The sequence below is a fragment of the Sporosarcina sp. FSL K6-1540 genome (assembly GCF_038620285.1).
GTDB classification, from domain to species: Bacteria; Bacillota; Bacilli; order Bacillales_A; family Planococcaceae; genus Sporosarcina; species Sporosarcina psychrophila.
This window is the reverse complement of the sequence record NZ_CP152018.1, coordinates 2,640,427-2,662,443: the sequence shown is the minus strand read 5'-3', so window position 1 is coordinate 2,662,443 and position 22,017 is coordinate 2,640,427. Positions and strand designations below refer to the sequence as shown.

At 40.8% G+C, this 22,017-nt stretch carries 20 protein-coding genes and 1 riboswitch; all 20 genes read right to left on the bottom strand.

Annotated elements, in window-relative coordinates; genetic code table 11:
* Positions 1-175: 175 nt before the first annotated feature.
* The 20 genes from MKY15_RS12515 to MKY15_RS12420 all read right to left on the bottom strand — a co-directional run bounded on the left by MKY15_RS12515 (position 176) and on the right by MKY15_RS12420 (position 21,967).
* Positions 176-496, bottom strand: coding sequence for a YutD-like domain-containing protein (locus MKY15_RS12515; RefSeq protein ID WP_067206367.1), 321 nt, complete (start codon positions 494-496; stop codon positions 176-178).
* A gap of 18 nt (positions 497-514) precedes the next feature.
* Entirely contained in the window at positions 515-1,474 is a 960-nt protein-coding gene (lipA, locus tag MKY15_RS12510) for a lipoyl synthase (RefSeq protein ID WP_067206365.1), read from the bottom strand.
* Between the two features lie 142 nt (positions 1,475-1,616).
* The gene (locus MKY15_RS12505; RefSeq protein ID WP_342539747.1) at positions 1,617-2,324 is read right to left on the bottom strand and encodes an ABC transporter ATP-binding protein; all 708 of its coding nucleotides are present in this window, start codon (positions 2,322-2,324) and stop codon (positions 1,617-1,619) included.
* 2 nt (positions 2,325-2,326) lie between these two features.
* Positions 2,327-3,106 (bottom strand): ABC transporter ATP-binding protein, encoded by a 780-nt coding sequence (locus tag MKY15_RS12500; RefSeq protein ID WP_338653368.1) that lies wholly within the window; start codon positions 3,104-3,106, stop codon positions 2,327-2,329.
* Positions 3,096-4,046 carry a branched-chain amino acid ABC transporter permease gene (locus MKY15_RS12495; protein WP_067206360.1) on the bottom strand — a complete coding sequence of 317 codons (951 nt, stop codon included), beginning with the start codon at positions 4,044-4,046 and terminating at the stop codon, positions 3,096-3,098. Before MKY15_RS12495 ends, MKY15_RS12500 begins: the two co-directional genes overlap by 11 nt.
* 13 nt (positions 4,047-4,059) lie before the next feature.
* Entirely contained in the window at positions 4,060-4,935 is an 876-nt protein-coding gene (locus MKY15_RS12490) for a branched-chain amino acid ABC transporter permease (protein WP_067206357.1), read from the bottom strand.
* A gap of 133 nt (positions 4,936-5,068) precedes the next feature.
* Entirely contained in the window at positions 5,069-6,262 is a 1,194-nt protein-coding gene (locus tag MKY15_RS12485; protein WP_187046910.1) for an ABC transporter substrate-binding protein, read from the bottom strand.
* Positions 6,263-6,661: 399 nt separating this feature from the next.
* Entirely contained in the window at positions 6,662-8,233 is a 1,572-nt protein-coding gene (locus MKY15_RS12480) for a Na+/H+ antiporter NhaC family protein (RefSeq protein ID WP_342537679.1), read from the bottom strand.
* Positions 8,234-8,376: 143 nt separating this feature from the next.
* Positions 8,377-8,558, bottom strand: a riboswitch (Lysine riboswitch).
* 55 nt (positions 8,559-8,613) lie between these two features.
* Positions 8,614-9,375 (bottom strand): sporulation protein YunB, encoded by a 762-nt coding sequence (gene yunB / locus MKY15_RS12475; RefSeq protein ID WP_067206351.1) that lies wholly within the window; start codon positions 9,373-9,375, stop codon positions 8,614-8,616.
* A 41-nt stretch (positions 9,376-9,416) separates the two neighbouring features.
* Positions 9,417-10,793: a bifunctional UDP-sugar hydrolase/5'-nucleotidase gene (locus MKY15_RS12470; protein WP_067206348.1), complete on the bottom strand. Its 1,377-nt coding sequence runs from the start codon at positions 10,791-10,793 to the stop codon at positions 9,417-9,419.
* A gap of 3 nt (positions 10,794-10,796) precedes the next feature.
* Positions 10,797-11,621, bottom strand: a complete 825-nt coding sequence (locus MKY15_RS12465; RefSeq protein WP_067206346.1) for a sulfite exporter TauE/SafE family protein — start codon at positions 11,619-11,621, stop codon at positions 10,797-10,799.
* Positions 11,621-12,484, bottom strand: a complete 864-nt coding sequence (locus tag MKY15_RS12460) for a DUF72 domain-containing protein (RefSeq protein WP_187046907.1) — start codon at positions 12,482-12,484, stop codon at positions 11,621-11,623. Before MKY15_RS12460 ends, MKY15_RS12465 begins: the two co-directional genes overlap by 1 nt.
* Positions 12,485-13,388: 904 nt before the next feature.
* Complete coding sequence (gene sufB, locus MKY15_RS12455; RefSeq protein WP_067206342.1) at positions 13,389-14,786, bottom strand: Fe-S cluster assembly protein SufB; 1,398 nt, start codon at positions 14,784-14,786, stop codon at positions 13,389-13,391.
* Positions 14,787-14,808: 22 nt separating this feature from the next.
* Positions 14,809-15,249: a Fe-S cluster assembly sulfur transfer protein SufU gene (gene sufU / locus MKY15_RS12450; RefSeq protein WP_067206339.1), complete on the bottom strand. Its 441-nt coding sequence runs from the start codon at positions 15,247-15,249 to the stop codon at positions 14,809-14,811.
* Positions 15,239-16,468 (bottom strand): cysteine desulfurase, encoded by a 1,230-nt coding sequence (locus MKY15_RS12445; protein WP_067206336.1) that lies wholly within the window; start codon positions 16,466-16,468, stop codon positions 15,239-15,241. The genes sufU and MKY15_RS12445 overlap by 11 nt, the downstream gene beginning before the upstream one ends.
* Positions 16,468-17,775, bottom strand: a complete 1,308-nt coding sequence (sufD, locus tag MKY15_RS12440; protein ID WP_067206333.1) for a Fe-S cluster assembly protein SufD — start codon at positions 17,773-17,775, stop codon at positions 16,468-16,470. The genes MKY15_RS12445 and sufD overlap by 1 nt, the downstream gene beginning before the upstream one ends.
* Positions 17,776-17,794: 19 nt before the next feature.
* Complete coding sequence (sufC, locus tag MKY15_RS12435) at positions 17,795-18,580, bottom strand: Fe-S cluster assembly ATPase SufC (protein ID WP_304627128.1); 786 nt, start codon at positions 18,578-18,580, stop codon at positions 17,795-17,797.
* A 242-nt stretch (positions 18,581-18,822) separates the two neighbouring features.
* Positions 18,823-20,052 (bottom strand): dicarboxylate/amino acid:cation symporter, encoded by a 1,230-nt coding sequence (locus MKY15_RS12430; RefSeq protein WP_342537678.1) that lies wholly within the window; start codon positions 20,050-20,052, stop codon positions 18,823-18,825.
* A gap of 143 nt (positions 20,053-20,195) precedes the next feature.
* Positions 20,196-21,032: a MetQ/NlpA family ABC transporter substrate-binding protein gene (locus tag MKY15_RS12425; RefSeq protein ID WP_067206326.1), complete on the bottom strand. Its 837-nt coding sequence runs from the start codon at positions 21,030-21,032 to the stop codon at positions 20,196-20,198.
* A gap of 74 nt (positions 21,033-21,106) precedes the next feature.
* Positions 21,107-21,967, bottom strand: coding sequence for a MetQ/NlpA family ABC transporter substrate-binding protein (locus tag MKY15_RS12420; protein WP_340765938.1), 861 nt, complete (start codon positions 21,965-21,967; stop codon positions 21,107-21,109).
* Positions 21,968-22,017: the final 50 nt, after the last annotated feature.

The window sequence follows — 22,017 nt, the reverse complement described above, 5'->3', positions numbered from 1 at the left end:
CGAGCATTTACGTCCCGCAACCAATCATATATACATTCCAACCTAAGAACCTCCAGGCGCAGGATTCTGTTCGTGGACTATCATTTTTCAAAGGTTATCCATAGGTCGTGAATTTTATCATTTTCTATACAACAAAAAACTCGCGGGCAGATTCAAGATCCACGCGCGAGCCTAGTTATTCAGATACTTCAGGAGTTTCGGGAGTCTCTGCTTCCAGTTTAACCCGGCCTGATTTTTTCAATACAAAATAGGCACAGCCAAAATTACAGTATTCGTAAAGATAATCCTGTAAGGTGCTGATTTTTGTTTCATACGTTGCTTTCTGGTTTGTATCTTCGAAAAACCCTTTTAAACGGAGTTGTCCGTATCCCCAGTCCCCAAGTATGTAGTCGTATTTGAGGAGAACATCACTGTATCTTGCAAGCAAAGCCTCTTCATTAAATCCCTCACGGTAGTCTGTCAGTATATCAAATTGCCAGTTTTCTAAAATTATCAATCAACTTTCACCGCCAATTTAACTTTGCAGTGTTGTTTCAAGTTGTTCATCACCTTGACGCTGCCTTTCTTTTGCAGCCGCGTTCACCTGCTCATCAGCATGGTAACTCGAGCGTACGAGTGGACCTGCCTGACAGTGTGAGAACCCTTTGGACATTGCAATTTTTCTCAACTCGCCAAATTCTTGCGGCGAATAATACTTTTGTACTTTTAAATGTTTTTTACTAGGCTGTAAATACTGGCCTATTGTCATTATATCAACTTTATGCGCAATAAGGTCATCCATTGTCTCGAGAATTTCTTCATGTGTTTCACCAAGACCAAGCATCAAAGAAGATTTTGTAGGAATATCTGGTTGCATTTCTTTTGCACGAAGCAATAGTTCAAGTGAACGGTCATATGTCGCTCGCGCACGAACCCTTGGTGTTAGGCGACGTACCGTTTCGATATTGTGATTCAAGATATCTGGTTTAGCATCCATGAGTCGCTCAAGGTTCTCATAAACGCCGCCCATATCAGATGGCAGAACTTCAACTGTTGTAAATGGATTTTTTCTACGAATTGCACGGATTGTTTCTGCAAATACCGCAGATCCTCCATCTTTCTGATCATCACGCGCTACTGCTGTAACAACTGTATGCTTTAAATTCATAAGCGCAACAGAATCTGCAACGCGTTCTGGTTCTGCAAGATCTAGTTCTGTTGGTAAACCTGTTTTAACGGCGCAAAAACGGCATGCACGTGTACAAACTGCACCAAGAATCATAAATGTAGCAGTACGGCGCTCTCCCCAACATTCATGGATATTTGGACAACGAGCTTCTTCACATACAGTATTTAAATTATTCTCACGCATAATTTTTTTAAGGCCTGTATAGTTATCATTCGTATTTAGCTTGATTTTCAACCAATCGGGTTTTCTAACGTGTTCCGTTCTGTTTCCCTGTTCCGGTTTGCATGACACGACGACCGACTCCATTCCTACAAACTTATAAAGTGTTTTCACTACTGTTGCTAATGTATCATATATTCAGACTTCAAACAACCATCCCTAGGGTCTAATTCGATTACCTTTACAAAGAAAGAGACAGTGCCAGTTACCAAGCACTGTCTCTTTTCAATTAATGGCCACCTAAGTAAGCATTCTTGATTTCTTCACTGGCATGCAGCTCCTCAGCAGTCCCTGAAAGAATGACACGCCCCGTTTCAATAACGTACGCACGGTTAGCAATTGACAAGGCCATATTGGCATTTTGCTCTACGAGGAGAATCGTTGTTCCCTCTTGATTAATATCCTTGACGACTTGAAAAATCGTCTTAACCATTAGTGGAGCCAGTCCCATTGAGGGCTCATCCAACAACAACAATTTCGGTCTTGCCAGGATAGCCCTACCCATCGCTAACATCTGCTGCTCTCCGCCAGACAGCGTTCCCGCTGATTGTTTGCGTCGTTCATGCAAACGTGGAAAAATCTCATAGACTTTTTGGAAATCTTGTTGAATACCCGCTTTATCTTTTCTTAAAAAAGCACCTAATTCAATATTCTCTTCAACGCTCATATCTGCAAACACTCGTCTTCCTTCAGGTACATGGGAGATTCCTGCTTTTACAATGGCTTGGGCTTGCTTACCCGCTATTGAATCATTCAAATACTCTATAGTGCCTTCTTTTGGTTTTAATAAACCTGATAATGTTTTCAACAATGTACTTTTCCCAGCACCATTCGCACCAATCAATGTCACAATTTCTCCTTGATCTACATGTAATGAAATACCTTTAAGCGCATGAATACTACCATAATAGACGTTGAGGTTGTCAACTTTTAGCATACTCATTCGTCAACTTCCTCCCCTAAATAAGCCTCGATTACTTTCGGATTATTACGGATTTCTTCAGGAGTTCCTTCAGCAAGAAGTACACCATGATCCAATACGTAAATACGTTCACAAATCCCCATTACCAAATTCATATCATGTTCAATTAATAAAATAGTTAGATTGAATTTCTTACGGACAAATGCGATTAACTCCATTAGCTCTTTCGTTTCCTGCGGGTTCATCCCAGCAGCTGGTTCATCAAGTAGTAACAACTCCGGGCCTGCGGCTAATGCCCGTGCAATTTCAAGCCTCCGCTGCTTCCCATATGCAAGATTTTTTGCATCTTCATCTTTATATTTATCCAATTCAAAAATCTTGAGGAATTCCATTGCTTTTTCTTCCATTTCTTTCTCCCCAGAAAAATGGGATGGAAGGCGTAGCATAGAACTTAGAACTGAATGCTTCGCTAATGAGTGATAAGCAACTTTAACATTATCCAAAACGGATAGTTCATTGAACAACCTAATATTTTGGAATGTCCGACTAATTCCCCTGCGTGTTACCTGGTAAGGAGCCATACCATTAATGCGTTTCCCTTTGAATAAAATATCGCCTTCCGTAGGCTTATAAACACCTGTCAATAAGTTGAAACTCGTTGTCTTACCCGCTCCATTTGGACCAATGAGCCCAATAAGTTCACCTTGATTGATTTCCATATTGAAATTCGAAACTGCCTTCAGCCCGCCAAACTGTATACCTACATCTGTCACTCTCAGTAACGGTTCACTTGTCATGCTGGCTGCCTCCTTTCGAACCTCTCCATAACTTGAAGTAATCCGTTATTTCCATTGTGCCCATTAAGCCTTTTGGACGATAAAGCATAACAATGATAAGTACTAGACTATAGATAATCATGCGTGTTTCAGGATAACTTTGTAAGAATGTGGAAACGATTGTTAATAATATTGTTGCAACAATTGCTCCTGACAAACTTCCTAAACCACCCAACACAACATAGATCAAAATATCGATTGACTTTAAGAATCCAAAGTTAGCAGGTTGAATAATGTAAAAGTTATGTGCATACAAAGCCCCAGCAACTCCCGCAAAGAAAGAACCAATTGCAAACGCTAATACTTTGTAATACGTTGTATTGATTCCCATAGCGTCCGACGCAATTTCATTCTCTCGAACTGAGATACACGCGCGGCCATGCCTTGAATTTGTGAAATTGACGATAACTACTATTGTAACGAAAAGACAGATAAACGCAGAGGTCCATGTAGTTAAATGCGTCACTTGCATCCCTGCCGCTCCACCTACATATTCAATATTCAAGAAAACAATACGAATGATTTCCGCAAATCCAAGTGTAGCAATTGCTAGATAATCGCCGCGTAGCCGTAAACTTGGAATCCCAATGATTAGCCCTGCAATTGTAGCAATAACCCCTGCCGCTAAAATTGCAACTGGAAATGGCAGTTGGAATTTCATCGTCACGATTGCCGAAATATAGGCTCCCACTGCTAGGAATCCTGCATGACCAAGTGAAAACTGTCCTGTAACACCAATTACTAAGTGCAAACTGACGGCCAACATAATATTAATTGCCATAAAGATTAATGTATTAGAATGAAAATCATTTAATATACCTACACTGATGAGCACTTGAATAACCGTATAAACGATTAGAGATGAAGCAATAAATGACCAAAACTGTTTTGACTTTTTCATGATATTGTTTCACCTACACTTTCTCACGTGTATTTTTACCAAAGAGTCCCGACGGTTTGAAGATGAGTATTAAAATCAAAATGACGAATGCCGCAGCATCTCTCCAAAGAGAGAAACCAAGCGCACTGACAAATGTTTCTACTACTCCAAGCACAAGACCTCCAGCCATGGCTCCGGGAATAATTCCAATTCCACCAAGGACAGCTGCGACGAATGCTTTCAAACCAGGAATAATACCCATTAACGGGTCAATCTTTGTATAATAAATACCGAAAATAACGCCCGCTGCACCAGCCAAAGCTGATCCAATCGCAAACGTAGCCGAGATTGTGTTGTCAACATTAATTCCCATCAGCTTAGCTGCTTCAGCATCATAGGAAACAGCTCGCATCGCTTTTCCGATTTTCGTTTTATGTACAACAAATTGAAGAATGATCATCAATGTGACAGAAACAGAAAGAATTAGGATTGACTGACTGCTTATTTGAGCACCGAAAAAATCAAATGATTTATTGCGTAGTACTTCTGGATACGCATTAGGTTGCGCACCACGCATATAAATGACACCATTTTGAATAAGAAGTGACACCCCAATTGCAGTAATCAACGCCGCGATTCTTGTCGCATTTCGTAATCTTTTGTAGGCTATTCGTTCGATAAGAACGCCAATAACTGCGCAGGAAGCCATTGATAATAGTAGGGCAGGGATGAATCCAAGACCCCAACCCGCGATGGAGTAATACCCAATAAATGCACCAATCATAAAGATTTCACCATGTGCGAAGTTTATGAGTTTGATAATTCCATAAACCATTGTATAGCCTAGTGCAATTAACGCATAAATACTGCCGAGTGAAATACCGTTTATTAGCTGTTGTAACCATTCCATTAACTTTTCACTCCTTTTCCAGCTTTAAAATAAGGCTTAAAAAAGGAATGAGGGGAGGACATCCTCCCTCCATTCCTACAGTTTTAACTTCATTCAGCAGAAGTTTACCACTTCTATTAGTTGCGTGATTGATTTAAGGATTAACTTTTGTATTGAAGACTTGTTCGCCGTCTTTGTATTCAAGAATAGTAGCCGATTTGACAGGGTGATGGTTTTCATCAACCGAATACAAGCCAGTTACAAGCTCAAGATCTTTTGTTTCAGCTAGAGCATCTTTAATCTTCACAGAATCTGGACCGCCTGCACGTTTAATAGCATCAGCTAATAGATAAACCGTGTCATAACCAAGGGCATTAAATGCGTCAGGTGATTTACTATATTTGTCATTGAACTTTTTGTTGAATTCTTGAATGATACCGTCTGGATCTTCAGATGAATAGTGATTTGTTGTAAATGTGTTATTCAATGCTTCTGCACCGGCAAGTTCAAGTAGAATTGGAGAATCCCAACCATCTGCTCCCATAAGTGGAACAGTGATACCCATTTCACGAGCCTGTTTAACAATCAATCCTACTTCTTCATAGTATCCAGGGATGAAAATGAATTCAGGATTTGCTGCTTTAATGCGTGTAAGAGTTGAACGAAAATCAGAATCTTTACCTACGTAAGATTCTTCAGCAACAATTTTACCACCTGCAGCTTCAAAATCTTTTTTGAACGATGATGCAAGACCTTTTGAATAATCGCTTGCATTATCAGAGAAAATCGCTACGTTTTTAACACCAAGATCATTCGCTGCAAAGTTTGCTGCAACCGTTCCTTGGAATGGGTCAATAAATGACGTACGGAATACGAATTCATTAACGTCCCCGTTATCTTTAACTGTTACGTTCGGGCTTGTCCCAGATGGGCTGATAAGTGGAGTTTTGTTGCCATTAGCGATTTCAGCCTGTGCAACAGTAGCACCACTTGTAGCTGCTCCGATGATTGCAATTACTTTATCCTGAGTGATCAATTTAAGCGCTGCACTCGTTGCTTCGGCAGGCTCAGACTTATTATCGACTTTGACAAGTTCAATTTCCTTGCCATCAATACCGCCTGCAGCGTTAATTTCTTCAACTGCAAGTTCAATTCCCGATAGTTCGGAAGTACCGTAAGAGGCAACAGCACCTGATAATTCAAGGTTGACTCCGATTTTAATCGTATCGCCGCCCTTAGATCCACCTGTGCTTCCTTCCTCAGCTTTGTCCCCTGCACCACACCCTGCCAACAATCCGACTGCTAGAGCGGAAGCGGCAAATACACTTGCAAACTTTTTCAATTTCATATAAAATCCCCCTTTTGATTGATACTTCCGACAATTTAAATCGAACTAGTACGACAAACGATTTAGCATTCCGAAAGATATCATTTTGTTTCCGCTTACATGCTTATTGTAAAACAAACTTTCTATTCGGTCTATAGAGAGTTTTCAGTTCTCATCTTTCGAAGTTTAATTTCTTCGAATAAGTCTAACAGTTAATAGAAAGATTAGTTATACAATATCATCCTTTCCTAATACTTTTAACTAATCATTGAATGGAAGTTCACCATTTTCTGATTACTTTAGTCTTAACGCCTAGTATATATACCTATCTGACTATTGTCAAAACATTTTTTTGTTAGAAAACTATTTTAAACATAATAAAGAAGCGGTAAAAAGTTCACCGCTTCCAATCATTTACTATTATAAAGACAGCTGTGTTGCCTCTTTTTTAGCTTTCATCGTCCAAACAGAAAACAATACTACAAGAATAACAATAACACCAACTAGACCTATCCATATGGAGCCTGTGATACCTAAGATGATATAGCCCATTGTGGCCACCAATGCACAGATTAATGCATAAGGAAACTGTGTCGCAACGTGATCTATATGGTTACAGCCTGCACCTGTAGAAGATAGAATCGTTGTGTCAGAAATCGGTGAAGCATGATCGCCGAAAACTGCTCCCGCAAGTACTGCTGCAAGTGCTGGCAGTAACATTTCCGGTGCCGCGTCAATCATTATGGTTCCTGCAATCGGCATAAGAATACCAAATGACCCCCATGAGCTACCTGTCGAAAAGGCCATAATACAAGCAAGGATAAACATGATGACCGGCAGGAATGAAACCGATATATTCGATTTCAACACAAGCTCTGATAAATATAAGCCTGTTTCCAATTTTCCTATCAGGAATGATAATGACCATGCAAAAATAAGAATCAGCACAGGTGGCATCATTGCTTTCAATCCATTTATAAAGGCACTGCCAATAAGAGAATAGCTTGCCGTTTCATTATTTTTCATCTGTTGCATATATAATACTACCGCTATTAGCGTGGCGATAATTCCACCCGACAGTAATGCAAGAGAGACATCCGTATTTTCAAAAATTGACAAAAGGCTCATTGATCCGCCGGCTAAATAACCTGTCCAAATCATAACCGCAAATGTCACTGCAACAAGTGTGACGATTGGTGCGACTAAATCCCGAACGCGGCCATGTGCGTGTACTGGGAAGTCTTCTTTTAACTGACCTGGAATTGTTTTAGCAGGATCAAATAATTGACCTGTTTCTGTAGCAAGTTGTTCATGTTTCTTCATTTCGAATAGATCGAAATTGGTCCACGCAAGGAAAAACACCATTGCAAGTGTTGCAATAACGTAAAAATTCATAGGCGCCATCATAATGAAGGCAGATAGTGGTGAATAGCTAATCGCTGCAGCACCACCAAATATAAGTGCAAGTTGGCCTATTAAAAAGGCACCCCAACTTGAAATTGGTGAAATGACACAAATCGGTGCTGAGGTTGAATCGATGAAATAAGCTAGTTTTGCTCTTGAAACTCGATGCTGATCTGTAATCGGACGAGCAATTTGGCCAACTGCCAATGCATTGAAATAGTCATCCACAAAAATAGCTATACCGAGAAATACTGTGAGCAGTTTTGCACCACGTTTTGTTTTGATGTGCCGCACTGCCCATTCTGCAAATGCCCTGCTTCCACCGGATAAACTAACAAATGCAGTGATAACCCCTAATAGAAGGATGAAAAGGATAATGTAAATGTTCCCTGTATTCAGTCCACCATCCCAAAATGTAGCCTTAACTGACTCCAATAAATTTTTTAATGATTCAACAGGTCCGAACGACGCCGCCAGCAGAGCACCTGAGACTATTCCTGCTCCGAGCGACAACAGCACCCGTTTAGTTGCAAACACCATAATAATTGCGATTAGTGGTGGTAAAATTGATACCCATGTTCCTATCATCTACTATTCCTCCATTTAGTCGGGTTGAGGCCCTGTATAGGGGGAATAAAAAAACGGCTACTAATTACACTCAGCAGAGTGCATCAGGAGCCGGCTTTATCTACGTTTCGTTTGTTGGATAACTAATACTGCTTATCTAACTCACGACTTGTAGCTCATCATACATGTTCAAAAATGTATGACAGTGTTATCCCTATTCGGAATAACCCCAGCCTGATAGATCCCGACGATCTTACCAAACTTCGGCAAAGCTTCCTTTTACACACGGTCATCGGTGTCAATCTCGCGTGTGTGACTAATAAGCAATGCAGCCTCTACCCAATCGATATTTCAATCCTCTACTAGCCTATCAGTTATCCACACCATTTTCAAGTCCCTTTTCATTCCTCTATCGCGGGAGGGGCTGGAACTTCGACCGATGGCGGATCCCCACCACCAGTCGTATAGATTTGAGGTACTGTTGATTGAATTAGTCCCATAGCTACCGGAATCTTCTGTGTCACTACACTTTGCTTTGTTGCAAGTGGGACAATGATTTGGACATTTACTGTTAATAATATATTCACTTCAACAACGGCATTGTTAATACCAAATTCACTAATTTTTGTATCTATAGTCGCTTGTACTTGACCTATGACATGAAAACGAATCGGTATTTTAGGCCCTAAGTTCCCTAGTAGTGGAATATTTGCCGCTTGAGCAAGAGGGACAAAAAAGACAATTCCCTCTTCACGTTTCATTGCTTGCGAATCAAATTCTATCTCATCTGTTGGTAATAAAGCTAGATTGCCCGCTTCAGCCTGTTGAAGATGGGACTCGACAAGACCATGTGTCTCCGCTAATACTCTGTTGATGATTTCAGTGTTGAATTTCACCATCCCTTTAGAATCGTTCGGGACGTTTACAATGATATCATTGACATCAAGTACATTGGCAGTCCTGGAATTGATGGCTTTATTGATAACATGGGCCGCGATTTTTTCTGTCTGTACCTCTGCATATTGAATATAAATTGGGGCAAGCCTTGCATTAATAATGTAAATAAAAAGGGCAATTGCGATAAGAATTGCAGGAATAAGAAGGGGTAACAATTTGCGTTTTTTCTTCCTGGATTTTCTAGTAACTTGGCCGTGAAATCTCAAGACGACTCCTCCTACTATACGTTATGCAGGAAGGTAGTCGTTCATTCTTTAATTAGTGTGGTTCCGTACCAACCAAGCACATCCCTGATTAATTCAGGCATATAGTACTCTATTTCTGCATGTTTAAGCGATGGAAAGAAAAAACCGAAAGTAAACATATCCAGTGTTGCAAGTGTATATTTTTGACCTGATACAACCTCCCGATTGCCCGCAAAAAGCTGATCATTTCTATTTTTATAAAGTCTTTCATGAATCATCGCACCCATTAACGAGCCACGGAAACCAAGTCCTTTGATTTCAATTTGCGGCCACTCTTTCGTTAATGACAGCTCATAGACTTCTTTCAATTCTGATCCATCGAGTGTAATGAGACATAAATTGATTGGATGAGGTAGAAGTGAATGTAAATCCTCTTTTGTCACCCACCCCTTTTCGAGACTACCTAGAAATATTCCTGCGTTAAACATGGCACAATCCGCTTGAGAATACGCAATGAGCGCTCTACCAAAGAAAGAGGACAGCGAACTAACATCAAATAGATTTTGAGATAAGTGAGAAGGATTATAAAAAACTTGTTCCTCCATTGCCTGCTTTCCTATTTTGATTAGATCATTTACTTTTTCAATATCTTTTTCATTGCTTTCAATCGAATCTGTCCTGACAAGTTCCGCATCCATTTGTAAAAGTTCTTTAGCATCCGTGTTAAATTTCACGGTTACATGACCAACATACTCACCGTATTTACCTGTTGCAGCCAAAAGTGTATTACCAATCAATTTGCCGTCATGAAATAGATGATGCGTATGCGCGCCTAAAATGACATCGATTTCTGAACATTCTTCTGCAAGCTTTTCATCTTCATGGATTCCCATATGTGATAGACAAACAATTACATCCGTCTCAGCAGCAATGCTTTCAGCAACAAGCTTTAAATTTTGGCGAGGCGCCGTCACTTGCCAGCCGAGCTTCAAATAGAAGGCTTTATATTCTGCAGTAGCTCCTATAACACCAATTCTTGTCCCTTGCTCAGTAACGTAGATTCTATAAGGTAACAACCATTTTGGACGACTACCATCTTCTTCGTATAAATTACTTAGAATGACATCGAACTTGGCATCCTTATAAAGAGTAGATAAAGCCTCTTTCGACATGGTAATTCCTTCGTTGTTGCCGATTGTTACCGCATCATAGCCTGCTTCATTCAACAATCGGATGTTTCCTTGACCTTTCGTCCCTTCCGTAAATGGATGAGAACGATCAACGTGATCTCCGATGTCAAAATGGTAACAAGCATCTCCTTCTATTAAATGCTCGCGCTTTTTGTCACAAAGAAGCCTACTAATTTGCGGCCAGCTTTCAAAATGACTGTGGATATCATTTGTATGATAGAAATGAATTGTTTCAACCTTGTGATTCATATGTCACCCCATAAGTCCGTCAATAATCGATCTGATTCCTAGTAAGAGCAGGATAATTCGCAGTGCAACAACAAGCGTTTCCGATTTCATCTTTTGATTTAACCGAGCACCTATTTTAGCCCCGATATATGCTGCTGGAATGACTGGAATCGTATAAAGCCACGGTACATTGCCAAGTGAAATATGCGTGATTGAGTTGACGAGAGCTGATAAAAACACCATGAACATAGATGTACCGACTGCGACATGCGGTGGGAATAAGAAGAGTAGAATCATCGCTGGTACGAGGATTGAACCTCCTCCGATGCCGAAAAGACCCGATGCAAATCCGACGCCAAATGTCAGCAATAATGCAAACCAAACAGGGTACCCATAAATAAAAGTCTGATCTGTATTATCCGTGAAAGTTCTTTTTTTGCCGTGATTGACAAACCAGCTGACCGGTTTCAAATATTTACGTACCAGAAGAAGCGTCGATAATAGAATAAGTAAAATACCAAAATAGAGATTGAATGATGGCAGGTCAAGTCCTTTATTCACAAATGCACCGATAAGTGTCCCGGGAACACTTCCTAAGAAAAAGATGAACCCACTTTTGAAATCAATTGTTTTTGTCTTCATATAGGAAATTGTCGACGCCAAGCCCGTAAAGATCATCATAATAACAGATAGCCCAACGACGGTTTGCGGTGTAATTCCATCGATTAAGCCAAGGTTAATGCCAACGTAAAGTGTTGCTGGCACCAGAATGATACCACCACCTAATCCGACAAGTGCCCCAACAATTCCAGATGCTAGACCGATAACGGCCAATAAAATAAATTCCATCAAAATTCTCCTTCAAAAAAGTCAAGCTGCTTCGGCGTCAGACTTTCGTAGTTGATATTGAGCATTTTTTGAAAATGTTTCGCGTTTTGTGCTGCATGTCCGCCGGAATTATTGTTAAAAATGACGAAAACCTCATTCGTTTCTTGTTTTAATTTTTGAACAGCTGATTGAATCTCCTTCAGCTCAGTGTCATTGTAGTTATACAGATATCTAACTTTACGCCATGCTTTATCATCACCCGTAGTGTTGCGCCACCCTGCTACATTACGGCCGTGCAATCTAACAAGAACCTTATCCGGACGAGTGGTATTTGCTATTAGTGGAATACTCCCCTGCCCTGCTTGCGGTTCATCGCACACCGAGTGAATTACGTTCAGTTTCTTCAAAAAAGACAGAGTTTCTAGTTGAAATTTGGGTGAATACCATGACTGATGCCTAAATTCAACGGCGATATCGAATCCATGCAATTTAGCGCAAACGAAGCGAATTTCCTCAACATTCTCTTTTGTACAGTCAAACCATGGAGGGAATTGGACAAGAATCATCGCGAGTTTGCCTGCTTCTTGAAGTGGTGTAACCGATAGCCGGAAAAGATTGTACATTTCATCCACAGATGCATACGGGAGTTCACCCCGATGATGCCCAGTCATACCCTGGTAAGCCTTGACAATGAATCGGAAGTTATCTGGCGTTTCTTTAATCCATTTGCGAATATTACGCTCCGGCTGAATGGCATAAAAAGTAGCATCCAGTTCGACGATTGGAAAGTGTGCACTATAATCAATTAATTTTTCTTTCTTCGAAGAGGAAGAGTTATATACGTCCGGATGGTCACCCCAACCGGTTAATCCGATTTGGATCATTCCTCTGCCTCCTTTCAAATGAATCGGTACTATCTATATTAACATATTTAGACAACAGATTTGATGAAGTATACCACCTAGTTAATTCTAAATAAGTAGTGCCGAATATCACGTCTGTTGATTAACCATTTATTTGCATGAAATATTGGTGAGTAGGGCTTGGGAAAATCCATTTTCACTGGATCATTTTCGGTTCGCTTTCGGTGAATTATTCATGACAGATTTACTGAGGGGGGCCTAGTGTAACTAGAAGTGACTCCGTCACTTCTAGTTACACTTTTTTCAGTAATCTTGTTGTGAATAGTTGCCTGTCGCGTTCCTACAATGTTCGAGTGAAAAGTGCAGTTATGTTTGAATGAAACGAATAGTTGACTTTCTATAGTGATTGTAAGTGCCCGAAGATGCAATTTCGGGCACTCTTGCACATTGTACAATGTGCTCCTTGCTTACTTTTAGCAAAGAGTATGCATGTAATCATGTGATACCTTATAGAAAGTGACACTTCTTTACTAAAAAAAGAAAAAACTATATAGAAAGTTTCAGCCGCCAAAATTGCATCTTTGGCGGCTTTTTCTCCAGATAATAAGCCCCGCTATTCTTTCGTCCCAAAAAGCTTTAGCACTTCGTGTATTCATGCATTTGGAGCGCGACGGTTGAAGGACCACCATACGATCACCGAAAAGAGTGTGTAGGGATGCGACTTTGTCGCATCCCTACACATCCAGACATCTCGGTAATCGTATAGAAGTCATTCTATCCAAAGCGTTCCAAAGTCAATTATACACGTAGCGCGTAGTAGGTAATCCTGTTATTCACTGGTTACTTTGGTTAATCCACAGGTGTGGCCAAATATATGTAAAGACGAAAAAACCGACCCTAGTGGCCGGTTTTTTCGATATGATAATTACCCGATTGAACCTTCCATCTCAAACTTGATAAGACGGTTCATTTCTACAGCATATTCCATCGGCAATTCTTTTGTGAATGGTTCGATGAAGCCCATAACGATCATTTCAGTTGCTTCAAGTTCAGGAACTCCGCGGCTCATCAAGTAGAAGAGCTGTTCTTCTGATACTTTAGAAACTTTCGCTTCATGTTCAAGTGAAATGTTATCATTCAGGATTTCGTTATATGGAATCGTGTCAGATGTCGACAAGTCATCCATAATCAGCGTGTCACACTCGATGTTCGCGCGTGCGCCATCTGCTTTACGTCCAAAGTGAACGATTCCGCGATACGTTACTTTACCACCGTGTTGTGAAATTGATTTCGACACGATTGTAGAAGACGTATTTGGTGCAAGGTGATGCATTTTCGCTCCAGCATCCTGATGCTGACCTTTTCCTGCTAGTGCGATAGAAAGTGTCATACCACGTGCGCCTTCGCCTTTAAGAATGATTGCAGGATATTTCATCGTCAATTTAGAGCCGATGTTCCCGTCAATCCATTCCATTGTTGCGTTTGCGTCACAAACTGCACGCTTCGTTACAAGATTGTAAACGTTATTTGCCCAGTTTTGGATTGTTGTATAACGGCAATACGCATCTTTTTTAACAATGATTTCAACGACAGCACTGTGAAGTGAATTCGTTGTATAAACAGGTGCAGTACATCCTTCAACGTAATGGACGCTTGCTCCTTCATCAACAATAATCATAGTACGCTCGAACTGACCCATGTTTTCCGAGTTAATACGGAAATAGGCTTGAAGTGGAGTTTCAACTTTAACGCCCGGTGGTACATAGATGAACGAACCGCCTGACCATACAGCCGAGTTCAATGCAGCGAACTTGTTATCTGAGTTTGGAATGATTGTTCCCCAATACTTTTTGAACAGTTCTTCGTCTTCCTTTAGTGCTGAATCTGTATCTTTAAACACAATTCCAAGGTCGACAAGTTCTTGTTTCATATTATGGTAAACAACTTCAGATTCGTATTGTGCAGAAACACCTGCAAGGTATTTTTGTTCAGCTTCAGGAATACCAAGTTTATCAAACGTACGCTTGATTTCTTCTGGTACTTCATCCCAAGAGCGTTCCGCCCCTTCAGAAGGTTTAACATAGTAAGTAATCTCGTCAAATTTAAGGGAGTTTAGATCTCCACCCCATTGTGGCATTGGCATTTTGTAGAACATTTCCAATGATTTCAGGCGGTAGTCAAGCATCCATTGAGGTTCGTTCTTCATACCTGAAATTTCTTCAACGATTTCCTTTGTCAAACCACGTTCCGAACGGAAAATGGAAACGTCTTTGTCAGCAAACCCATATTTGTAATCGCCGATATCCGGCATTTTTTTAGCCATTACTATTCCTCCGTCCTTTTAGTTACTGTTCGGAGTCATTTCCGACTCCCTTTTCCATCGCCTTCCATGCCAATGTTGCACATTTAATACGGGCAGGAAATTTCGATACTCCCGCAAGTGCTTCAATATCACCTAGGTCGATGGAGTCGTCAACATCTTTGCCCAGCATCATGTCCGAAAAGATAGAGGCCGCTTTTAATGCTTCATCTACTTTTTTACCTTTAACAATCTGCGTCATCATCGACGCAGATGCCATTGAAATTGAACAGCCATCGCCTTCGAATTTTGCATTTTGAACAATGCCATCATCTATTTGTAAAGTCAGATGGATCACATCGCCACATGTCGGATTATTCATATCGACAGTTATGCTACTTTCTTCGATGACGCCTTTATTTCTAGGGTTTTTATAATGGTCCATGATGACCGAACGATATAACTGATCTAATTTGTTAGTAGACATCTGCGAAATACTCCTTTGCGATACGGAGTCCGTCCACGAGGCGGTCAACGTCAGCTTCCGTATTATAAATATAGAAGCTTGCGCGTGCCGTGGATGATACATTGAGCCATTTCATAAGCGGCTGAGCACAGTGGTGACCTGCTCTGACGGCAATACCATGCATATCGAGCACGGTTGCAACGTCATGTGGATGGACATCGTTCAGATTAAAAGTAACAAGTCCGGCACGTTTCTCAGGATCGAGTGGACCGTAAATCTTAAGTCCATCGATTTCCGACATCCGTTCCATTGCATATTTAGCAAGTTCGTGTTCATGCCGTTCAATGTTATCTAGCCCGATTTCTTCAAGAAAGTCGATTGCTGCGCCTAAACCAATTGCACCTGCAATTATCGGCGTACCGCCTTCAAACTTCCAAGGAAGCTCTTTCCATGTCGATTCATACAAACCAACGAAATCAATCATTTCGCCGCCGAACTCGACCGGCTCCATTTTGTTAAGTAAATCTTTTTTACCGTACAGAACACCGATACCGGTAGGACCGCACATCTTATGTCCCGAAAAAGCGAAAAAGTCACAATCTAGTTTCTGTACATCGATTTTCAGATGCGGAGCAGCTTGCGCACCATCGACAACCATAACAGCTCCATGTGCATGTGCAATTTCTGCAATTTCTTTAACTGGATTCATCGTACCAAGTACGTTCGATACGTACATGATGGACACGATTTTGGTCCGGTCTGTAACAACTTCTCGGACTTTTTCAAGTGATAGTGTGCCGTCTTCCTCAAGGTCGACGTACTTCAACACTGCCCCTTTTTCTTTTGCCAGCTGTTGCCATGGAATAATGTTTGAATGATGCTCCATGTATGTGATGACGATTTCATCACCTTCACCGACATTCGCCCGTCCATAACTTTGTGCAACTGTATTTAAAGCCGTTGTCGTACCGCGCATGAATATGATTTCTTCAGTCGACTTCGCATTGATGAAGTTGCGCACTTTCTCGCGCGCTCCTTCATACCCTTCCGTCGCACGATTACCAAGCGTATGCACACCACGGTGGACGTTTGAATTATCAAAGCTATAATAATTGCTTATTGCTTCTATTACTTGGCGCGGCTTTTGAGAAGTCGCAGCACTATCTAGATAAACGAGCGGATGCCCGTTTATCTCTTGGTCCAATATAGGGAAATGTTTGCGGATGTCTGTACTGAGCATTAGCGCACTTTCCTTTCGATAACCTCCGTCAATTGTTTCTTAACGCCTTCAATCGGCAATTTGCTGACTACAGGCGCAAGGAAACCATGAATGACAAGGCGTTCTGCTTCATGTTGAGTAATCCCACGGCTCATCAAGTAAAATAGTTGCAGTGGATCAACACGACCAACAGATGCCGCGTGTCCTGCTGTTACATCATCTTCGTCGATAAGAAGGATTGGATTTGCGTCTCCGCGTGCCCTTTCACTTAACATAAGGACGCGTGACTCTTGGACAGCGTTCGCTCTTGTTGCACCTTTTGCGATTCTTCCGATACCGTTAAAGATACATGTAGATTCTTCTTTAACAACACCGTGTTTCAAGATGAATCCTTCTGTATCCGTTCCCCAGTGAACGATTTCAGTTGTGAAGTTTTGGCGCTGTTTACCGCGTCCAACAACAACTGTCTTCATGTCGCAATGAGATCCGTTACCAACAAGATGCGTGATATTTTCAGAAATCGTATCACTGTCATTCATCAGTCCAAGTGCCCAATCAATTCGGCTATCGCGTCCTGTAACTCCACGACGATTCACATAAGTTGTAAATCCTTTCGCAAGTACATCAACCGCACCGTAAGTAATTTGTGCATTATCACCTGTGAATACTTCAGATACGATATTAGCTAATCCTTTTGCTTCTTCTACAGTCGATAAATAGTTCTCGACATACGTCACTGAACTATTCGCTTCTGCCACAATAAGAACGTGGTTAAAGAGTGAAGCTTGTTCATCATCATGTAAAAACAACACTTGAATTGGCTCTTCTACAACAACATTTTTCGGAACATATACGAAAACGCCACCGTTTATAAGTGCTGCATGAAGTGCAGTCAGTTTATGCTCGTCTACCTTCACACCGTCTGTCATGAAATATTTTTTCATAAGATCACTATGTTCACGTGATGCTGTGAAAATATCTGTCATGATGACACCTTTAGCTTTCAACTCTTCAGATAAAAACAAGTAAGCTGGTGTGTTGTTGTGCTGTACATAAATACTGTTCTGTTGCTCTTTATCAACAAGTGCACGCGCTTCTTCAGAAAGCTCGTCCAAGGAAGCATACACAGTACTCTCTACCGTATGGGCAGGGAATTCCGTAAAGTTCCATTTGTCAATTTTCGTTTTATCTGGTCTTGGCATTGGAAGCTGTTCCGCTCTCACTAATGCGTCTGCGCGGAAATCCGCCATCCAATCTGCTTCATTCATCTTAGCGGAATAGGAACGGACGTCCTGTTCGGTTAATGCCAACTTTGTTTCAACCGTCATTTTGAATCGTCCTCCTTTCTTAAACTTCCTGCCCGACAGTTTCGTCTTCGATGCCAAGTTCTTCTTTAATCCAGTCATATCCTTGTTCTTCAAGTTTATGTGCTAATTCAGCTCCACCGGATTTAACAACTTTACCTTGCATCATAACGTGAACTTTGTCTGGTGTAATATAGTCAAGAAGACGTTGGTAATGAGTGATGATTAGGCAACCAAAATCTTCGCCACGCATTTCGTTGATGCCTTTTGAAACAACTTTCAATGCATCGATATCAAGACCGGAGTCAATTTCATCAAGCACTGCAAATTTAGGCTTCAACATTGTAAGCTGAAGAATTTCGTTACGTTTCTTTTCTCCACCTGAGAAACCTTCGTTTAAGTAACGTGTAGCCATGTCTTCGTCCATTTCAAGGAATTCCATTTTGCTGTCGAGTTCACGGATGAATTTCATCAATGAAATTTCGTCGCCTTCTTCACGTTTAGCATTGATTGCAGAACGAAGGAAGTCAGCGTTTGTTACGCCTGTAATTTCGCTTGGATATTGCATGCCAAGGAAGATACCCGCTCTAGCGCGCTCGTCCACTGCCATTTCAAGTACATCTTCACCATCAAGTTTGATTGTGCCAGATGTCACAACATATTTGGGATGCCCCATAATCGCTTGCGCGAGTGTAGATTTACCTGTACCATTTGGACCCATGATTGCATGGATCTCATTTGTATTAATCGTCAAATCGACGCCTTTCAATATTTCCTTGCCTTCAATTTCAACGTGAAGGTCTTTAATTTCTAAAGTAGCCATTCCAATACCTCCAATATATTAAAGATGAACGGATATCCATTCTCAATTTAGTATCATTCTAATCTTAACGTAATAAGCATTGCCTTGCAAATCATTGAGAATCGTTTCATTTGAAAGGAATGCCCTTAATTCAAGACTTGTATGCATACATTCTTCTAGACTTCGCTCATTTTCAATTATCCAGTTTTAATGAGAAACCACACAATTCAAAAAACCGGCACGTAATGTACCGGTTCAAACTCGAATTATTAGTATTGATCTGGCTCTAAATTTGTTTTAGTATCGTCACTATCCGTGAATCTGTCAACGATAATAGCGAGTGCGCCATCACCTGTGACGTTCGTTGCTGTTCCGAAGCTGTCTTGTGCCATATAAAGTGCAATCATAAGTGCAACCATCGTCTGATCAAAACCTAGCATCGAAACGAGTAGTCCAGTTGCCGCTACTACTGCACCTCCTGGGACTCCAGGAGCTGCAATCATTGCAACACCTAGCATGAAGATGAATGGAAGATAATCACTGAATTCAACTGGCATTCCATTCATAAGCATGACACCGATTGAACATGATACAAGTGTGATTGTACTTCCCGATAGGTGAATTGTCGCGAAAAGTGGAATCGTGAAATCAGTCACCTTGTCCGACGCACCTGTTTTACGTGCTTGACTTAACGTAACCGGGATAGTCGCTGCAGACGATTGTGTCCCTAGTGCAGTGAAATAGGCAGGTGCCATCGTTTTCATCAAGAAAAACGGATTGCGTTTTGAAAGAGAACCAGCAATCGTATATTGAATCGTTAGCATGATGAAATGAAGAACGATAATCATAACGAATACCAGCGCAAACACGGAAAGAACCTTCGCAACTTCACCGGTATATGTCATATTTAGAAAAATCCCGAAAATGTGGAATGGTAACAGCGGAATGATAACGAATGCAATCACCTTTTCTATTAGAACATTCAATTCCTCGAATACAGAGAGCATTGCCTTACTACCAATGGATGCCATACCTATACCTAGTACGAATGCGAGAAGGAGCGCTGACATAACACCCATAATCGGTGTCATTTCAAGTTCAAAAAAGGATTCCGCGGCAGCTCGACCTGCTTTTTCTACCTTGCCGTCTCCAAGACTTCCGATAAATCCTGGCAATAATGCTGTTGCCGAAAAATATGCTATAATACCAGCTACAATTGTAGATATATATGCAAATGCTGTTGCCAGTCCAAGGAGCTTACCAGATCCCTTGCCAAGCTTAGCGATTCCGGGCGTGATGAACGCAATAATGATTAGAGGCACTATAAAGTTCAGGAAACCTCCAAAAATCATATTAAATGTTGCGGCAAGACTGACAAACCAGTCCGTAAAGGCTGCTCCGATTGTCGGTATCTTCGGTAGAAGTACACCGAGTACAATTGCTAATCCAATGGCAATAACGATACGCCATATTAGACCAATTTTGAACTTCAAAACCATATCCCCCTATGATAAATATATGTATTTAAGAGACAACAATACCATAATATTTTTGCTATTGGAACATCTATTTGTGATTAACATCTATTGGAAAAAAGAAAACTCCACCGAGTTCAAAATCTTCGGCGGAGTTTTCTTCATACTTATTTTACCGGAACGACTGTGCCATCCCATTCTTTTAAAATAAAGTCTTGAATTTCTTTTGACTTCAATACTTCAATCAAAGCTTTGATCGAATCTTTATCTTCATCACCTTTTCTTACAGCGATGATATTTACATAAGGTGAATCCGCGTCTTCGATAGCAATAGAATCTTTAATCGGATTTAAACCCGCATCGATTGCAAAGTTCGAGTTGATCAGCAATGCATCGCCTTCATCATTTGAGTAAAGCTGCGGCATTAATCCCGGCTCATAGTTTGCGTCAAATTTGATGTTTTTAGGGTTTTCAACGATATCTTTCAGTTCAGCAGCTGTTTTATCTATACTTTCGTCAAGTTTGATAAGCCCTTTTGATTCAAGCATCGCAAGCACTCGTCCGTGATCAGAAATAGAGCTACTCATTAAAATCGTCGCACCATCTGGAAGTTCATCAAGTGATTTATACTTTTTCGAATAAACGCCGATTGGCTCAATATGAATGCCGCCTGCATTTACAAAGTCATATCCCGCATCTTCAATTTGTAATTCGAGATAAGGAATATGCTGAAAGTAGTTTGCATCGAGTTCGCTGGATTCAAGATCTTTATTCGGCAACACATAGTCTTGATATGTTTCGATTTGAAGGTCATAACCTTTTTCCTTCAACAATGGTTTTGCTTGTTCTAGAATGATCGAATGCGGTGTATTGGAAGCTCCGACAACAATCTTAGTTGTTTCTTTTTCGCCTACATTATTGCTGCCGCTAGTGTTTTTTGTTCCGCAAGCTGCAAGCGCGAGTATCAGTACTGCTAATAAAACACCTGTTAGAAATTTCTTCATTTCATAATCTCCCTTTTTTCTAAGATGACAATCTAGGTGATGGGTAAAGATAGTTGTCCACTTTCATCATCAAATCACTTCACAGGAATGACGTCGCCGCCCCACTCTTCGAGAATGAAGTCTTGGATTTCTTTCGATTTCAACACGTCAACCAAAGTCTTAATTGCTTCAGTATTTTCATCGCCTTCTCTTACTGTGATGATGTTTGCATATGGCGACTCTGTCTCTTCAATCGCGATAGAATCGTCAAGTGGATTCAAACCTGCATCGATTGCATAGTTTGCGTTGATAACTACTGCATCGCCTTCATCATTTTTATACAATTGTGGTAAAAGTGATGGTTCGTAATTCGCATCAAATTCCAGATTTTTAGGGTTGTCAACAATGTCTTTCACTTCAGCTGTTACTTTATCTACTCCGTCAGCCAATTTGATTAACCCAGCTGACTCTAACAAAGAAAGGACACGGCCATGTTCAGCTACTGAGTTACTAAAAATAATAACTGCACCGTCTGGAAGTTCATCAATTGATTTATATTTCGTCGAGTAAACAGCCATCGGTTCGATATGGATAGCTCCTGCATTCGCAAACTTATAACCGTGGTCAATTACTTGTTGATCTAAATAAGGAATGTGCTGGAAGAAGTTCGCATCCAATTCGCCTGATTCAAGATCTTTATTTGGCAAAATATAGTCTTGGTATGTTTCAATGACAAGTTCGATTCCTTTTTCTTTCAATATCGGTGCTGCCTTTTCTAAAATGATTGCGTGCGGTGTGTTAGATGCACCAATGACAATTTCCGTTTCTTCAACAGTTTCTTTGTCAGCTTTGTCTTCCCCACTTGTACTTTTATCATCGCTGTCATTTTTCGCTCCGCAAGCTACCAATGCCAATACAAGTACTGCTAATACTATTCCCCCTAAAAGCTTTTTCATGATTTTTTCTCCCCTTTTTCTATGTTTTTATATAATTTACAGGCTAGGCC

Bases quoted from the DNA above. Each gene is read 5' to 3' on its own strand.
- MKY15_RS12485 (WP_187046910.1), bottom strand. From the start codon at position 6,262: ATGAAATTGAAAAAGTTTGCAAGTGTATTTGCCGCTTCCGCTCTAGCA.
- sufU (WP_067206339.1), bottom strand. From the start codon at position 15,249: ATGTCTACTAACAAATTAGATCAGTTATATCGTTCGGTCATCATGGAC.
- lipA (WP_067206365.1), bottom strand. From the start codon at position 1,474: ATGGAGTCGGTCGTCGTGTCATGCAAACCGGAACAGGGAAACAGAACG.
- sufB (WP_067206342.1), bottom strand. From the start codon at position 14,786: ATGGCTAAAAAAATGCCGGATATCGGCGATTACAAATATGGGTTTGCT.
- MKY15_RS12505 (WP_342539747.1), bottom strand. From the start codon at position 2,324: ATGCTAAAAGTTGACAACCTCAACGTCTATTATGGTAGTATTCATGCG.
- MKY15_RS12470 (WP_067206348.1), bottom strand. From the start codon at position 10,793: ATGAATCACAAGGTTGAAACAATTCATTTCTATCATACAAATGATATC.
- MKY15_RS12430 (WP_342537678.1), bottom strand. From the start codon at position 20,052: ATGGTTTTGAAGTTCAAAATTGGTCTAATATGGCGTATCGTTATTGCC.
- MKY15_RS12420 (WP_340765938.1), bottom strand. From the start codon at position 21,967: ATGAAAAAGCTTTTAGGGGGAATAGTATTAGCAGTACTTGTATTGGCA.
- MKY15_RS12500 (WP_338653368.1), bottom strand. From the start codon at position 3,106: ATGACAAGTGAACCGTTACTGAGAGTGACAGATGTAGGTATACAGTTT.
- MKY15_RS12490 (WP_067206357.1), bottom strand. From the start codon at position 4,935: ATGGAATGGTTACAACAGCTAATAAACGGTATTTCACTCGGCAGTATT.
- MKY15_RS12465 (WP_067206346.1), bottom strand. From the start codon at position 11,621: ATGGAATTTATTTTATTGGCCGTTATCGGTCTAGCATCTGGAATTGTT.
- MKY15_RS12495 (WP_067206360.1), bottom strand. From the start codon at position 4,046: ATGAAAAAGTCAAAACAGTTTTGGTCATTTATTGCTTCATCTCTAATC.
- MKY15_RS12425 (WP_067206326.1), bottom strand. From the start codon at position 21,032: ATGAAGAAATTTCTAACAGGTGTTTTATTAGCAGTACTGATACTCGCG.
- MKY15_RS12445 (WP_067206336.1), bottom strand. From the start codon at position 16,468: ATGCTCAGTACAGACATCCGCAAACATTTCCCTATATTGGACCAAGAG.
- sufD (WP_067206333.1), bottom strand. From the start codon at position 17,775: ATGACGGTTGAAACAAAGTTGGCATTAACCGAACAGGACGTCCGTTCC.
- MKY15_RS12460 (WP_187046907.1), bottom strand. From the start codon at position 12,484: ATGATCCAAATCGGATTAACCGGTTGGGGTGACCATCCGGACGTATAT.
- MKY15_RS12480 (WP_342537679.1), bottom strand. From the start codon at position 8,233: ATGATAGGAACATGGGTATCAATTTTACCACCACTAATCGCAATTATT.